The sequence below is a fragment of the Tamlana crocina genome, assembly GCA_040429635.1.
Taxonomy (GTDB): Bacteria; Bacteroidota; Bacteroidia; order Flavobacteriales; family Flavobacteriaceae; genus Flavisericum; species Flavisericum crocinum.
The window spans coordinates 147036-161732 of the sequence record CP158972.1 but is presented as its reverse complement, the minus strand read 5'-3'; the positions used below and the strand labels follow the sequence as shown (position 1 = coordinate 161732).

Below are 14697 nucleotides of genomic sequence, written 5' to 3'. Positions count from 1 at the left end.
TTAATAAATTGATTTCAAGGGAATTATTTTTTTATTTTAAACTAAAACGCACCCAGTTTAAGGGCGCGTGGTTTTATGTTAACTCTATATCAAATTGTGTTAGCTGTTTAAACTGTAACAAACGTTTATGCACTTCGGAGTTTGTTAAATTTTGCATGCGTTCGGTGCCAAATTTTTCTACACAGAACGAGGCCAGTGTCGAGCCGTAAATAACGGCATTCTTCATGTTTTTAAATGAAAAATCGTTGGTTTTGGCTAGATAGCCTGTAAAGCCTCCTGCAAAGGTGTCGCCTGCTCCGGTGGGGTCGAACACTTCCTCTAATGGTAGTGCTGGTGCGTAGAACACATGGTCGTCGTGAAACAACAGTGCGCCGTGTTCTCCTTTTTTTATAACCACGTATTTTGGCCCCATGGCATGAATTTTTCTTGCCGCGACAACCAGGGAGTATTCGCCGGTTAATTGTCGGGCTTCCTCGTCGTTTATCGTGATAACGTCAACACGCTTTATAACGTTTTTTAAATCCTCTAAAGCGCAATCCATCCAAAAGTTCATGGTGTCTAAAACCACGAGTTTTGGTGTTTCTTCCATTTGATCCAGAACACTAGCCTGTACCAGAGGGTGTAGGTTGCCCAGCATGACTACTTCGGCGTCTCGGTAGTTTTCGGGAACTACAGGATTGAAATCGGCAAGGGTATTAAGCTCGGTAACCAAAGTGTCGCGCGAGTTCATATCGTTGTGGTAGCGCCCGCTCCAAAAAAAGGTTTTGCCTTCTTTTACAATTTCAATGCCCGAAATATCGATGTTTTTATCGGACAATAAATCTAAATATTTCTGCGGAAAATCACCACCAACCACCGAAACGGCTGTAGCATCAACATTAAAATGTGAAGCGGCTAAACCTATAAAAGTCGCTGCTCCGCCAAGTATTTTGTCGGTTTTGCCGAACGGGGTTTCAATAGCATCAAAAGCTACGGTGCCCACTATTACTAATTTACCCATGAAAGGAGTTGAAATTTTTTTGCAAATATAAGCCTTTTGAAGACTTATTTGGTATTTATTGGTGGCATTAACTTTTAATGTCAGTTTTTTTTAGAAAAAATGTGACTAACTGAAAAATGAAGTGTATTAAGGTAAATGCTATTGTCAATTCTTAAATTGGGGGTGCCATTATGGTGTTCCCTTTTTTTTTGAAAGCTTTATTTTCTTCCAAAATCGGCTGGTATTTCCCCCCAGGCCTTGGTTTCCCATTTCACAATTACGGTGCTGTAACTATTTTTTTTTAGCCAATCGACCGCTCTGTCAACGAGTTCAAAAAGGGCTTTGTTTTTGGCGTTTCGCTCCAATTTGGTGTTACAGGTTTTCTTTTTAACCCAACTTATGGCGGTTCGCGAATCGGTGTAAATAATACGGTTGCTCTTGTTTTTTTTCAATAGTGCCAAACCGTGCACAATAGCCAAAAACTCACCGATGTTATTGGTGCCTTCTTCAAAAGGACCTTGAATGAAGAGTTGTTTTTTGGTTTTGGTGTCCACGCCACGGTATTCCATTTTGCCCGGATTCCCGCTGGAGGCGGCATCAACCGAGATGGAATTGTAGTTGGGTTGGCCTATTTTTTTAAGTTGTTCGGCAGAAAGTTCACTTTTAAAGCTTTTGTTTTTTCCAACGTAATCAAAGTAATTGCCTTTTAAAGCGGCTTTTGCAGCATCGAAAGTGGGGAAGGATTTGTACTGCGCCCCTTCAAAATTGGTGATTTGGGCTTTGCAGTCGTCCCATTTTTCAAAAACACCCGTTTTATGGCCTTTCCAAACAGTGTAGTATTTTTTCTTTTTTGACATTTTTTTGACACGAATTACACTAATCTTCACAAATATTTTTTGGAATAGAATTTTTACTCAAAACGGTTTCCCCTCTCCTTCGGTGAGGGGATTAAGGGGCGGGGCTAAGTATTCCGTCCACCACCTTCGGAAAATGCTCCATTTCCAATTCATGTATTTTGGCCGCCACATCATCGGCGGTATCGGTGGGGGTCACTTTGCATTTCGCCTGAAAAATAATGGCGCCCTCATCATAATTTTCATTTACATAATGTATGGTAATGCCTGTTTCGGTTTCTTTGTTTTCAACCACCGCCTTGTGCACGTGCATACCGTACATGCCTTTTCCGCCAAATTTGGGCAATAGCGCCGGGTGAACATTAATCACTTTATTGGGAAATTCGTTTAGAATGAATTCAGGGAATTTCCATAAAAAGCCGGCCAGAACAATTAAGTCGGGTTTCGAGGCTCTTAAAATATTAAGTACGTCATCGGTTTTTGAAAGGGCTATTCTGTTGAACGACAAGGCGCTAACGTTTAATTTTTTTGCCCGATCTAAAACTTTGGCATGAGGATTGTTGGTAAGCACTTGAATAACAGACGCATTATCGCTGTTGTGAAAAAACTTAATTAAATTTTCAGCATTAGTACCACTTCCGGACGCAAAAATTACAATACGTTTCATTTACAGACTATAGTGTTATAGATTATTCGAACAAAAAAAAGAATAATTATTAACAATTAGAAGGTATTATATAAATACTTACAGGTAATTTTAGTAAATTACCAACACATTTTTAATGTAAAAGTGTGTTTTAAAATAAAGTTTTTTATTTTTGCCAACTAATTAAAACTTAAAATTAAAAGATTATGTCAGACATTGCATCAAGAGTAAAAGCGATTATCGTAGACAAATTAGGAGTTGATGAAAACGAAGTAGTAACTGAAGCTAGCTTCACTAACGATTTAGGAGCAGACTCTTTGGATACTGTAGAATTAATCATGGAGTTCGAAAAAGAATTCGATATCCAAATTCCTGACGACCAAGCAGAGAACATCGCAACAGTTGGTCAAGCTATATCTTATATAGAAGAAGCAAAATAAGCAAAATACTTTATGGAATTAAAGCGAGTTGTAGTCACAGGATTAGGGGCTTTAACACCTATTGGCAATACCAAAGACGAATATTGGGATGGCTTGGTTAGTGGAAAAAGCGGTGCTGCGCCTATAACATACTATGACACCGAAAAGTTTAAAACAAAGTTTGCTTGCGAGCTGAAAAACTTTAACGTTACCGATTTTATCGACAGAAAAGAGGCCCGTAAAATGGACAAGTTTGCGCAGTACGCTATGGTAGCTGCAGACGAAGCCATTGCCGATGCCAAATTGAATCTTGATGAAGTTAATAAGTTGCGTGTTGGTGTTATATGGGGTGCTGGTATTGGAGGATTGGAAACGTTTCAAAACGAAGTTATGAACTTTTCGGAAGGAGACGGAACTCCAAGATTCAACCCTTTCTTTATTCCTAAAATGATAGCTGACATTGCACCGGGCAACATCTCTATAAAGCACGGCTTTATGGGGCCAAACTATACAACGGTTTCGGCTTGTGCCTCTTCTGCAAATGCTATGTTCGATGCACTGAACTCTATACGTTTAGGGCACACCGATGTAGTGGTTACAGGTGGAAGTGAAGCAGCGGTTACCATTGCTGGTATGGGCGGATTTAATGCTATGCATGCCTTATCTACAAGAAACGAGAGTCCAGAAACGGCATCCCGTCCATTCGACGCTACCAGAGATGGTTTTGTTCTTGGCGAAGGTGCAGGAGCTTTGGTTTTAGAGGAATATGAGCATGCCAAGGCTAGGGGAGCTAAAATATATGCGGAGTTTATTGGGGGCGGTTTGTCTTCTGATGCTTACCATATGACGGCACCTCACCCAGATGGTATTGGTGTAATTGCAGTAATGAAAAATTGCTTGGAGAATGCAGGCTTAAACCCAGAAGATGTAGACCATATTAATACCCATGGAACATCGACACCTTTAGGTGATGTAGCCGAGCTAAAAGCAATTACAGAAGTATTTGGCAGTCACGCAAAAAATATAAATATCAATTCAACAAAATCAATGACGGGGCACTTACTTGGTGCAGCCGGAGCCATTGAGGCAATCTCGGCTATTTTAGCTATGGAAAACGGCATTGTGCCACCTACCATTAACCACGAAGTAGTTGACGAGAACATTGATCCCGAATTAAATTTAACCTTGAACAAGGCACAAAAGCGCGACATAAAAGTAGCAATGAGCAACACATTTGGATTTGGCGGACATAACGCTTGTGTGTTGTTTAAGAAATTAGACTAAATCCCGAATGAAATAAACCATAACGATAAATTAAATTTTACAGTAAAATGAACCATGGTTTATTACATCTGACATTAAAATAAAAATATTAATCATCAGATGAAAAACATTCGTAACATATTAAATTCCCGTTTTAAACGCAACGGGAATTTTTTTATGGAATTAACTAAAATTCTGGGGTTTAAGCCTAAAGAGATTAAATACTACAGAAAGGCTTTTACCCATCGTTCTATGAACATAAAGGACGATAGTGGAAACCCTTTCAATTACGAGCGTTTAGAATTTTTGGGCGATTCCATGCTCAGTTCTGTTATCGCTTCGCACCTTTATGTTGAAGCTCCCAGTGGCGACGAGGGCTACTTAACCAAAATGCGCTCTAAAATTGTAAGTCGCGAACATTTAAATGAACTCGGGAAAGAGTTAAATCTTATCGGCTTAGTAAAGAGTAAAATCCCTTCGGGCCAATTTGGCGATAATATTCACGGCAATTTATTTGAAGCTTTGGTGGGTGCCATTTTTTTAGATCGTGGGTATAAATACTGCGAAAAGTTTATTTACAAACGTGTTATTATTCCGCATGTAGATATCGAAAAACTGGAGGGCAAGGTCATTAGTTATAAAAGCCTTCTTATTGAATGGTGCCAAAAAGAAAAGAAAACATTTGGCTACAACGTTTATGAAGATACCGGAAATGATGATGTTAGGCACTTCTCCGTAAAGCTTTCTATAGACAATAAAGTTGTGGCAAAAGCGAGGGCAACATCAAAGAAAAAGGCTGAAGAAAAAGCCTCGAAACGTGCCTTTTTCGCGTTTCAAAGTAAAATATCTAAAATCATTTAGGGCTTTTAGAATTAAAACGTTTTTACTACAACGTTTTAGTCACTTTTATTCTTAAGAATAGTGTTAACTTAACACGATACAACTTTTTAAATATTATATTTACGAAATTTTTATCATGAGTTATGGCTGTTCACAAACTTATTCTTGACGATACTTTTGATGATTCGGTTTATACTTTAACAGCGATACATTGTAGGCTTGAAGATTTTCGTTTGGCCTATCTTCTAAATAACCATTTAGGGATATGCTTAAGCCGGAAAGCTTCAGATCTCGATGCCAAAAACGGACAAGCATCTTACTCCATATTTGAATGGGAGGATGAAAAACAGCTCATAACATGGAGTTTGGTGTCCAATATCTGTAAAACTGAAGAAATTCAGGAATCAGATTACAAGTCGCTATTCGACAATCAAGAAAAGATAACTAAAACATTTCACTTATTGCCAGAATTTAAAACTGTAAATTATTTTCTAAAAATAGAAGGTGAACTTTCAATAAAGAAAGAACGATCTATTACAGAGGCTATTTTGAATATACCACAGGTAGCCACCGCTTACAGTATTGATTCGGGGCAATTAAAATCTAAGGACAATTTAATTTTTAACTAATGTCAGCAGCACAAAAGAAAACCAAAATAGTGGCTACCCTAGGCCCTGCTACAAGTACGAAAGAAGTTTTAAAGGGTATGCTTGAAGAAGGCGTAAACGTATTTAGAATTAACTTTTCGCACGCCAATTATGATGATGTAAAAGAACGTATCGATATGATACGCGAACTTAATAAAGAATACGGATTTACCGCAGCCATCTTGGCCGATTTACAAGGGCCGAAATTACGTGTTGGCGTAATGAAGGAAGAAGTGGTGGTAAGCCCTGGTGACGAAATTATTTTTGCTACCGGAGAACGTTTTGAAGGCACCAAAGAGCGCGTTTACATGACCTACGATAGTTTTCCGCAAGATGCCAAACCGGGCGAGCGCATCCTTTTGGATGACGGAAAACTTATTTTTGAAGTGGTTTCAACCGATAAAAAATCTGAAGTAGTTGCTAAGGTAATTCAAGGTGGGCCATTAAAATCTAAAAAGGGGGTAAACTTGCCAAATACCAATATTTCGCAACCGGCATTGACCGAAAAGGATATTGAAGATGCTATTTTCGCCATAAAACAAGATGTCGATTGGATTGCACTTTCGTTTGTTCGCCATGCCGAAGATTTAATGCAATTACGAGATTTAATCAATCAACACAGCGATTATAAAATCCCAATTGTAGCCAAAATTGAAAAGCCGGAAGCGGTAGAAAATATCGATAAGATTGTAGCGCACTGCGACGGTTTAATGGTGGCTCGTGGTGATTTGGGAGTTGAAGTGCCCGCACAGGAAGTGCCGCTTATCCAAAAGCAATTAGTGCTTCGTGCCAAAAAAGCCAGAATTCCGGTAATTATTGCTACGCAAATGATGGAAACCATGATTTCCAGTTTAACACCTACCCGTGCCGAGGTGAACGATGTGGCCAACTCGGTAATGGATGGTGCCGATGCTGTAATGCTTTCCGGCGAAACATCCGTTGGTAAATATCCGGTGCAGGTTATTAAACAAATGGCCGATATTTTAAGAAGCGTTGAAAATTCAGAATTGATTAAGGTGCCGCAATTGCCACCGCACATCCGTACCAATCGTTACATTACTAAATCGATTTGTTACCACGCGGCAAACATGGCCAACGAGATTAACGCCAAAGCGATTTCTACCCTTACCAATAGTGGGTACACGGCGTTCCAAATTTCAGCTTGGAGACCTTCGTGCCATATTTTAGTGTTTACATCAAACGAGCGCATTTTAACCCGTTTGAGTTTGTTGTGGGGCGTTCGTGCGTTTTATTACGATAAGTTTGTAAGTACCGATGAAACCATTGAAGATGTTAACGCTATAGCTTGTAAGCAAGGCTATTTGGATGTGGGCGATATGGTAATTAGTTTGGCGGCCATGCCTATCCAAGCTAAAGGTATGGTGAATACATTACGTGTTACCGAGATTGAAACTTGTAATGTGTAACGTTAAATAAGCGTTAACAACAGTTATATCTTATATAAAAAAGTCAGGGGGCAAATTAATATTTGCCCCCTGACTTTTTTGTAAACTTATTTTGATTATCAGTACTTATAACTTAAAGTTCCATTGTTATTAAAATATGTAGATGATAATCAATTTGAACTTCTTTTTAATAAGCTCCTAAGTAATAACTACCAGAAATAGTTTTTAATTTAGCACCTTTTTTAATTTCCTTAGTTATAGTATTTATAACGTAAATTGAACCTTCTTGACCTGAAGGAGTTAATGGAACATAAGCAGTGTCTCCAATAAGGCCAATGTTTTGGTATTGACCCAATGTGCTAGATAAGTTTGCATCTGCTTCAACATCTGTAGCTAATTTAACAGAGTTTGATGGGTTGTTTAAATCGATCAAAGCTATGTACCCTCCTTCTGCATCATCAGAAGTATATAAAACAACACCAATACCATCTTTTACATATCTCCAAGCTCTAATTCTTGAACCTGTAAGCCCTAAAGCGTCATCTAAGCTAAAATAAAAGCTTGGGTCGTAATCGTTAGTTGCGCTATTAATACGTAAAATTTCTGAACCTCCCGTTGCGGTAGCTTGGTAAATATGTCCATCTGTACCCACATATTGCGTCATGGTACGGTATGAGTTGTTGACATTTGTTGAAAGCGTAGAAGTAATGTAAGTAGGGTTTCTTAACGAAGGATAATCTACTACTAAAGTTTTTGTACCATTAATATCATCACTAGGCCAGCTTGGTTCCCCGTCTTCATCTATTTCAGGTGTAGCGTTAGGGTCTAATTTTCTTACTCTACATCCAATAAAAAGTTTATTTTGTGCAGCATTTAAAATTGGAACATCCACACGACCTACGCTATAACCAGCCGCTCTTTCTTCATCAGTCCAAGGAAAGTCGAATATAGCTGTGTTTGTAATTGCTGTTTGATCTAAATCTAATACAGCTATTTTTATTTCACTATCGTGAGCTACAAACGAAAAATTTGGAGCTTCACCTTCATATTCTACATCATAAGTGCTTGCATAAACACCAATACCAATACCTTCTGCAGCTTTCATCCAACGAGGAGCCGTTCCTAAAATAGCTGCTGTATTAAGTTCGTAACCTACTTCTTCAAAATCAGCTCCACCATTAACAGCGTATTTGTTGAACACACCACCTTCTGTACCAGTGTACTGTATGTTATATAAAAATTCACCATCAGCAGAACCTTGTACACGTGCTGTACGGCTAGATTTTAAACCAATCCCTTCAACAAAATTTCCGTTTTCTATTTTTAGTAAGTCCACTTCAAAGTTAGGGTCAGCGGCGTTTTCTTCTGTTAAGGCGTAGGCACGTGTACCTCCGTTTCCTCCAGTTCCGTTATCATCGGGAAAAGAAGCTGTTATGGTAATCCATCGGGTGTTGTCTTCTTCAGGAGGAGTAGTTCCTGGGATGCCTTCGTCACTGCTACAGCTTCCTAAAGTGAGGATGCTGCAAAACAAAATAATTCTAAACAAATTTTTTTTCATGATTTTAATTTATTAATTGTTTGGTTTATAAAAATTTACTAAAAGTGTAATTCAATTTAACATAGATACCTCTACCAGGTTTCTGTATATTGAAATTATCGTAGAGTTCTGCATTGGTTATGTTTTTTACATCAAGGCTAGCAACCAGTTTTTTGGAAGGAAAGCGATAGCTTACACCAATATCGTGAGAAAGTTGACGGGGTGTTTTAGACCATTCTGGTTGCCCCCAAATAGTGTAATATTCCCCAACAAAACCTGCGCTGTAGTACGTATTTAGGATAGATTTTTTTTGGAATACGTTATTAAACCTATACTGTAAGTTGGTGTTTATGGTAAAAAATGGCTCGTTTGGTACTTGTTGCCCAAAGAGTGAATGCGGATTGCCGTTTTCGTCAATGCCTTGTTTAAATACATTGTTGAATTTTGATATATTGAAAGATGCGTTTAATCTATCATCATATATATAGATAATTTCTGCTTCGAATCCGCGAGCTTGTGTTTTTCCGAGATTTACATATCGTGTAACTTGAATATCTGCGTCTTCTTCATCTTCAATATCATCCTCATCAACAGCTTGTCTTGTAATTTTATCGTATCCATTACGCCAAAAAGCATTTGTATAGAATGATATTTTATGCTTTTTAAAATTTAAGGTGGCCCAACGAAAACCTAAATTGTAATTGATGTTTTTTTCAGGATTTAAATCAAGGTTAGCTAAGATGTTGTTTTCTGGAGCTCCGTATAGCTGATTTTCGTTAGGCATAATGTACGAATTCTCTGTTGACCCTATTATTAAAAACTTTGGTGTTATGTTATAGGATAGTGTAGCTCCATAGCCAAAATTATAGTCAGATGTGGTGGTATCTATTTTAACTAAGGAATTAACGCCATCTGTAGTTTCAATTTCGTATTTAGTTTGCCGTGCTCTATTGTAAGTGTACTTTCCCAATAAATTAGTACGTAATTTTTTATTAAAAGTTTCAGCTTCATAATTCATGGAAACAATGTGTTTTGAAACTATACTTTTAGTGGCTAAATCACCACTATCAGGATCTAATAAGTCTTCATCTTCTCTATCTGTAGATTCGAACTTATGATTTAAAGAAATACGATGCCCATTGGCTACCATGTACCCTAAATTAGTTCGAGCATTTGTTATTACTCTGTCTATATTGGTCATGGTGGCTTCTCCTTGTTGTCCACCATTGGTTCTTAGTGGCACTCTTTCGCCAAATTCGATAATTTCCCTTACGGTTCCATCCCAGTTGTAGGCATAGCTTACGGTGTCTTGTATATATGTGTTGCGAAAACTTTGTACGGCATTTACATTTATGGCTAAATCTTCGATTAAAAAATTTCTTTTACTGTAGTTTAGTAATATGGCACGGGCTTTAGTTTCGTTAAATCGACCAACGTATGGAGTCGACTGGGTTATGCCGTGAGGAATTTCGTTATAGTTGCTAGAGCCGTTGTAACCTATAAAAAATTGGTCGGCCCATTTAGTGTCTGTAAATCCAGCTTCAAAACGTCCGCCTAACGATTTGTAGGTGTCGTTAAATCGTTTAGCGCGATAGGGTCTAGTAATTTGCCCCAAATGATTTACATAAGTTGTCGATCGTCCCCAGGTTTCAAAACTGTTGTCGGTATAAGTATAAAAAGCAGAACCTCGAAATGAAAGTCCTGATTTTTTTTCGCGATAGGTTACACCTATATCTGACTGGGAGGTATTGAACGAACCATAAGATGTAGCAAGAGTAATGTTGTTTCTAGAAACATCTTTTTTCAACACTACATTTATGGCGCCGCCAACGTAGTCGCCTGTTAAGTGAGCGGGTAAAACGCCCTTATAAACCTCTATCCGTTCAATCATTGAAGGCGGGATATTGTTAAGGTTGAAGGATTGACCAAAAGTTGAAATTTCAATTCCGTCGATAAACATTCCGATGGTACTCCCAGACATACCATTAAGGTTGTATTCAACATTAGAGCCTATACCTCCATTTTGCCTTACGCGTACGCCAACCGATCGGTCTAATAGTTCATTAGTGGTTAAATTTCTTAAAGACGCTTCCTTTGTTTCTATAATGGCTACGGCAAACCCCTTTTCCTCTATTTTTCTTTTAGTTGTTTTTGTTTGAACTAATACCTCCTGTAAATCTTGATGGTCAGATAGCTCTAAGACCACATTTAAGGTATTGTTTTTGGCGCTTAATGTTGTGTTAACGGTTTTCGGTTTTGCATCTAAGGAGTGAACCTGTAAAGTATAATTGCCATGAGGCAAATTTTGAAAACTAAATTCACCATTTATTCCTGTTGAAGCATATTTTTTTATCGCACTACCGTTTAAGGCGATTGATGCACCAATAGCAGGAGTGTTATTGTCGAACATAACATATCCCGAGAGATCTTGATTTTGCGCATAGGTTAAAATACTTATGCAGAAACTAATAACGTATAGAAGTTTGTTAGTCAAAAGGATGGTTGTTTTTTTGTACAAAAGTAAATTTATTTAGACTAAGTCCAAATAAAAACAATAAATTTCAAAACATTTTATTTAAAATCGTTCTAAATTGTGAACTTGTGAATTTTTTGAAATTTATTTTACGGATTTCGGAAGAAAAGTAGTGTTTGGGGTGCTTTTGAAAAGCCGAATAGATTTTTAAAAAACAAGCAGCAAAAACTCAGCAAATATTATATTTGCATCACAAAACAAAATTAGGTGAGTCAATCTACCCTCTCTCAAACCTATGCACAGTTTTTGCAAACGCAAAAATTGCAGGACGCCATTGCCCAAGCCGGATCAAAAAATTATTTAAAAGGACTTGTAGGTTCTTCGTTATCATTTGTAATCTCCAGTGTTTTTAAGGAAACACAAAAACCGTTTTTGCTGGTTTTTAACGATAAAGAGGAAGCGGCACACTACCTAAACGACTTGGAGCAACTTTGTAGCGAAAAAGATGTGTTGTTCTATCCGGGAAGTTACCGCAGGCCGTATGATATTGAAGAAACCGACAATGCCAATGTGCTATTGCGTGCCGAGGTGCTTAACCGCATCAATTCGCAAAAGAAACCGGCGATAATCGTAACCTATCCCGATGCGCTTTTCGAGCAGGTGGTTACCCGAAAGGAGTTGGAACGGAACACCTTAAAAGTGTCGGTAGGCGATAAGGTTTCCATCGATTTTGTGAATGAAGTTCTGTTTGAGTATAAATTTAAGCGGGTAGATTTTGTTACCGAACCGGGAGAGTTTTCGGTACGTGGCGGCATTGTGGATGTATTTTCGTTTTCGCACGACCAGCCGTATCGAATTGAATTTTTCGGCGATGAGGTGGATAGCATCCGTACTTTCGATGTGGAAAACCAACTCTCTATCGAACAGATTAAAAAAATCAACATTATTCCTAATGTGGCCAATAAGTTGATGGAAGAAAAGCGCCAAAGCTTTTTAAAATACATTGCCCAAAAAACGGTAATTGGAATAAAAAATGCCGATTTACTGTTTTCAAGAATTGATGATTTTTACGCTAAAGCGGAAGAGGCTTTTAAGTCGCTTTCATCTGAAATAAAACATGCCGAGCCCAGCGAATTGTTTTGCGATTCCACTTTGTTGAAAAAGCAGTTATTGGATTTTACTTTGGTTGAGTTTGGAGCTTCGGCTGTCATGTCGAACGGAGTCGAGACATCCCATAATCAAATTGTAGAATTCAACACCACCCCACAACCAGCCTTCAACAAACAATTCAATTTGTTGATTGAAGATTTAAACAAAAACCACAACAAGGGTTATACCAATTATATTGCCTGTGTAAGTGAGCAGCAAGCCAAGCGTTTCCACGACATTTTCGACGATTCAAACTTAGAGGTAAGTCCTTACAACACGGTTATTTTGTCGCTCCACCAAGGGTTTATAGACCATGATGCGAAAATAGTCTGCTATACCGACCATCAAATTTTTGAACGTTACCACAAATTCCACCTTAAAAATGGTTATGCCAAAAAGCAGGCCATCACTTTAAAGGAACTTACCAATTTGGATATTGGCGATTACGTAACCCACATCGACCACGGGATTGGGCGTTTCGGTGGGCTCCAAAAAATTGATGTGGAAGGCAAAAAACAGGAAGCTATAAAATTGGTGTATGGCGAACGCGATGTGTTGTATTTGAGTATTCATTCACTACATAAAATCACCAAATTTAACGGTAAGGATGGCAAGCCACCCAAAGTGTACAAATTGGGCAGTAAAGCTTGGAAAACCTTAAAGCAGAAAACAAAGGCTCGTGTAAAACATGTTGCCTTCAACTTGATAAAACTTTACGCCAAACGCAAAACCGAAAAAGGCTATCAATACAACCCCGATAGCTATATGCAACACGAGTTGGAAGCTTCTTTTATTTACGAAGACACGCCCGACCAAAGTACTGCAACGGCCGATATTAAAGCCGATATGGAAAGCGAGCGCCCCATGGACCGACTGGTTTGTGGCGATGTGGGGTTTGGAAAAACTGAAGTGGCCATTCGTGGTGCTTTTAAAGCCGTTGATAACGGAAAACAAGTAGCCGTTTTGGTGCCTACTACCATTTTGGCTTATCAGCATTACCGAACCTTTCGCGAGCGTTTAAAGGATTTCCCGGTAACGGTCGATTATCTCAACCGATTCAGGACCGCCAAAGAAAAGCGCGAAACCCTCGAAGCATTGGGCGAAGGCAAGGTGGATATCATCATCGGTACGCATCAACTGGTCAATAAAAATGTAAAGTTTAAAGATTTAGGTTTGTTGATAGTTGATGAGGAACAAAAATTCGGCGTGGCCGTAAAGGAAAAACTGAAAACGTTAAAGGACAATGTGGATGTACTCACCTTAACGGCAACGCCCATTCCGCGAACCTTACAATTCAGTTTAATGGCTGCCCGCGATTTGTCGGTCATCACCACGCCGCCACCTAATCGTTACCCCATTGAAAGTCATGTAATCCGTTTTAGCGAGGAAACCATTCGCGATGCGGTGAGTTACGAAATAGAACGTGGCGGGCAAGTCTTTTTCATCCACAACCGTATTGAGAATATCAAGGAAGTGGCGGGGATGATACAGCGATTAGTGCCCGATGCCAAAATAGGCATTGGCCACGGGCAAATGGATGGAAAAAAATTGGAGCAGCTCATGTTACAATTTATGGATGGCGCTTTCGATGTGTTGGTAAGTACCACCATTATTGAGAGTGGGCTGGATGTGCCAAACGCCAACACCATATTTATTAATAATGCCAATAATTTTGGGTTGAGCGATCTGCACCAAATGCGTGGACGTGTAGGCCGAAGCAACAAAAAGGCCTTTTGCTATTTCATCACTCCTGAATATTCAGCAATGACCGATGATGCCCGAAAGCGCATCACGGCACTCGAACAGTTTACCGAATTGGGAAGCGGTTTCAACATCGCGATGAAAGATTTGGAAATTCGGGGAGCTGGCGACTTGTTGGGTGGTGAACAGAGTGGTTTTATCAATGAAATAGGTTTCGACACCTATCAAAAAATATTGAATGAAGCCATTGAAGAACTCAAGGAAAACGAGTTTAAAGATTTATATAACGAACCGGAAGACGATAAGGTTTACGTAAAGGATGTCACCATCGATACCGATTTTGAACTGCTGTTCCCCGACGATTACATCAACAACATTTCAGAACGATTGAATCTTTACACCCAACTCAATAATTTGAACAATGAAGAAGAAATAAAAACTTTCGAAAAAGATTTGATAGACCGATTTGGCGAGTTGCCAAAACAAGTAGCCGATTTACTCGATAGCGTTCAAATTAAATGGTTGGCCACAAAAATTGGTTTTGAAAAAGTAGTGATGAAAAAAGGCAAATTGATTGGGTATTTTATAAACGACCAGCAAAGCCGTTTTTACCAAAGCAAGAATTTTACCAAAGTACTGCAATTTGTGCAAACACAACCTGGAGTTTGCAAAATGAAAGAAAAACAAACCCGAAACGGCCTGCGCTTATTGCTTACTTTTGATAATATAAAAACCGTGAAACAAGCCTTAAATGCCCTGCGGCCTATTGTGGCTTGATTATTG

Annotated in this window: 11 protein-coding genes; 6 read left to right on the top strand and 5 right to left on the bottom strand. The window is 38.7% G+C overall.

What is annotated here, in order from left to right:
- Positions 1-73 precede the first annotated feature (73 nt).
- The 3 genes from ABI125_00680 to ABI125_00670 form a co-directional block, all read right to left on the bottom strand.
- Positions 74-1000 carry a PfkB family carbohydrate kinase gene (locus tag ABI125_00680; protein ID XCF06388.1) on the bottom strand — a complete coding sequence of 309 codons (927 nt, stop codon included), beginning with the start codon at positions 998-1000 and terminating at the stop codon, positions 74-76.
- Positions 1001-1197: 197 nt separating this feature from the next.
- Complete coding sequence (locus tag ABI125_00675; protein ID XCF06387.1) at positions 1198-1836, bottom strand: ribonuclease H family protein; 639 nt, start codon at positions 1834-1836, stop codon at positions 1198-1200.
- Positions 1837-1927: 91 nt separating this feature from the next.
- Positions 1928-2500 carry a phosphoribosylglycinamide formyltransferase gene (locus ABI125_00670; protein XCF06386.1) on the bottom strand — a complete coding sequence of 191 codons (573 nt, stop codon included), beginning with the start codon at positions 2498-2500 and terminating at the stop codon, positions 1928-1930.
- A gap of 185 nt (positions 2501-2685) precedes the next feature.
- Between ABI125_00670 and ABI125_00665 the strand changes: the two genes are divergently transcribed.
- The 5 genes from ABI125_00665 (at position 2686) to pyk (ending at position 7075) form a co-directional block, all read left to right on the top strand.
- A complete protein-coding gene (locus ABI125_00665; GenBank protein XCF06385.1) occupies positions 2686-2919 on the top strand; it encodes an acyl carrier protein in 234 nt (77 codons plus the stop codon).
- Positions 2920-2931: 12 nt separating this feature from the next.
- Complete coding sequence (gene fabF / locus ABI125_00660) at positions 2932-4182, top strand: beta-ketoacyl-ACP synthase II (GenBank protein ID XCF06384.1); 1251 nt, start codon at positions 2932-2934, stop codon at positions 4180-4182.
- Between the two features lie 99 nt (positions 4183-4281).
- Positions 4282-5022, top strand: a complete 741-nt coding sequence (rnc, locus tag ABI125_00655; GenBank protein ID XCF06383.1) for a ribonuclease III — start codon at positions 4282-4284, stop codon at positions 5020-5022.
- Between the two features lie 122 nt (positions 5023-5144).
- Positions 5145-5630, top strand: a complete 486-nt coding sequence (locus ABI125_00650; protein XCF06382.1) for an IPExxxVDY family protein — start codon at positions 5145-5147, stop codon at positions 5628-5630.
- On the top strand, positions 5630-7075 hold the full coding sequence (pyk, locus tag ABI125_00645; protein XCF06381.1) for a pyruvate kinase: 1446 nt from the start codon (positions 5630-5632) through the stop codon (positions 7073-7075). The genes ABI125_00650 and pyk overlap by 1 nt, the downstream gene beginning before the upstream one ends.
- A 166-nt stretch (positions 7076-7241) precedes the next feature.
- Here the strand turns inward: pyk and ABI125_00640 are convergent, their stop codons facing one another.
- Together ABI125_00640 and ABI125_00635 are read right to left on the bottom strand one after the other, a co-directional pair.
- Positions 7242-8612, bottom strand: a complete 1371-nt coding sequence (locus ABI125_00640; GenBank protein ID XCF06380.1) for a hypothetical protein — start codon at positions 8610-8612, stop codon at positions 7242-7244.
- A 25-nt stretch (positions 8613-8637) separates the two neighbouring features.
- Positions 8638-11085, bottom strand: a complete 2448-nt coding sequence (locus tag ABI125_00635; GenBank protein ID XCF06379.1) for a TonB-dependent receptor — start codon at positions 11083-11085, stop codon at positions 8638-8640.
- Positions 11086-11331: 246 nt separating this feature from the next.
- Here ABI125_00635 and mfd point away from each other — a divergent pair, with 246 nt between their 5' ends.
- Positions 11332-14691: a transcription-repair coupling factor gene (gene mfd, locus ABI125_00630; protein ID XCF06378.1), complete on the top strand. Its 3360-nt coding sequence runs from the start codon at positions 11332-11334 to the stop codon at positions 14689-14691.
- Positions 14692-14697: the final 6 nt, after the last annotated feature.